The sequence below is a fragment of the Sphingomonas sp. LH128 genome (genome assembly GCF_000293195.2).
In the GTDB taxonomy this organism is placed as follows: domain Bacteria; phylum Pseudomonadota; class Alphaproteobacteria; order Sphingomonadales; family Sphingomonadaceae; genus Novosphingobium; species Novosphingobium resinovorum_A.
In genome coordinates, this window is the sequence record NZ_ALVC01000559.1 from 1 (window position 1) to 1,829 (window position 1,829).

The 1,829-nt window shown below is 67.5% G+C and carries 2 protein-coding genes; both read left to right on the forward strand.

Annotated elements, in window-relative coordinates; genetic code table 11:
• Positions 1–1,479, forward strand: a 1,479-nt coding sequence (locus LH128_RS30220) for a cisplatin damage response ATP-dependent DNA ligase (RefSeq protein WP_008833501.1), incomplete at its 5' end; no start/stop codon positions are given.
• A gap of 44 nt (positions 1,480–1,523) precedes the next feature.
• Positions 1,524–1,829, forward strand: a 306-nt coding sequence (locus tag LH128_RS30225) for a globin domain-containing protein (RefSeq protein ID WP_008833502.1), incomplete at its 3' end; no start/stop codon positions are given.

Here is a 1,829-nt window from a genome sequence, read left to right on the forward strand (position 1 = left end):
GCGCTCGCCGCGCTGACGGACGGGCTTGATTTTCCGGCGGTGAAGAGTTCGACCATTCGCAATCTCCTGACCGAGCGGATCGACCCGGTACTCTGGACGCTCAGCCGCGAATACGTGGGCGATTCCGCAGAGACCGCCAGCCTGCTCTGGCCCGAACCGGCGGAGGCACCCTCCCCGCCTACGGTGTCGGAGGCGGTGGATGCGCTTTCCCGCATTACGCGCGCCAATGTCATGGTGGAATTGCCGAAGCTGCTCGACCGGCTGGATGCGAACGGCCGCTATGCCCTGCTCAAGCTGGCCACCGGGGCGATGCGCATCGGCATTTCGGCGCGTCTCGCCAAGACGGCTTTCGCGCAGGCTTTCGACGTCGCGGTGGAGGATGTGGAGGAGCACTGGCACGGCCAGACGCCGCCTTATGCCCCGCTGTTCGACTGGGCCGCGCACGGTGCCGAGCCTCCCAATTCCGACGATCTGCCGCTGTTCCGCCCTTTCATGCTGGCGCACGGGCTGGAGGACACGGAGGTCGATCTGGCCGACTATGCCGCCGAATGGAAGTGGGACGGCATCCGCGTGCAGGTGGTTCGGGCGGGCGGAGAAACGCGCGTCTATTCCCGCTCCGGCGACGACATTTCCGCCACCTTTCCCCAGGTCGCCGAAGCGCTGCATATCGACGGCGTGCTGGACGGCGAGTTGCTGGTACGCGGTGCCCATCAGGGCGGTGAAGAGGGCGGCGCGGCCAGCTTCAACGCCTTGCAGCAGCGCCTCGGGCGCAAGACCGTCTCGAAGAAGATGCGCGAGGAATATCCCGCCTTCGTACGCCTTTACGACGTGCTGATCCTGGAGGGGCAGGACTTGCGCCCCCTCCCCTGGAGTCAGCGCCGCGCCGCGCTGGAGGCGCTGTTGCCGCGCCTGCCCGCCGACCGGTTCGACATCTCCACCGTGATCCCCGCCGCCGACTTCGCCGACCTGTCCGCCATCCGCGAACGCGCGCGAGACGATGCGATCGAGGGGGTAATGCTCAAGCGGCGGGACAGCCCCTATGTCGCGGGGCGCAAGACCGGGCTGTGGTACAAGTGGAAGCGCGATCCGCTGCTGATCGACTGCGTGCTGATGTATGCCCAGCGCGGCTCGGGCAAGCGCTCCTCGTTCTATTCGGACTATACGTTCGGCTGCTGGGACGGCGATCCAGACAGCGGCGCGGAACTGCTGCCGGTGGGCAAGGCCTACTTCGGTTTCACCGACGAGGAGCTGAAATGGCTCGACCGGCATGTGCGCAACCACACCGTCAACCGCTTCGGCCCGGTGCGCGAAACGGACAAGTCGCTGGTGTTCGAGGTGGCTTTCGATTCGGTCCACGCCAGCAAGCGCCACAAGTCCGGCGTCGCCATGCGTTTCCCCCGCATCAGCCGCATCCGCGCCGACAAGCCCGCGCACGAGGCCGACCGCATCGAGACTTTGCGCGCCCTGATCCGCGATTGACCGCGATCAATGCGCGCGTGCGGACGATGCGCTAGAGGGGCAGCATGGAACAGCCCTCCCCCGTACCGGACACCCCCTACCACCGCCTCGGCGGCGCTCCGGTGTTCGAGGCGATCGCCAACCGCTTCTACGACCTGATGGACAGCGATCCGGCCTATGCCGAGCTGCGCGCGATGCATGCGGCGGACCTCACGCCGATGCGCGCCTCGCTGCCGAAATTCCTCGCCGGTTGGGCAGGCGGCCCGCGCGACTGGTTCGAGGAGAACCCCGGCCGCTGCATGGTGAGCCTGCACGCGCCCTTCACGATCGCCCCGTCGACGGCGAACCAGTGGGCCGAGGCGATGGAGCGC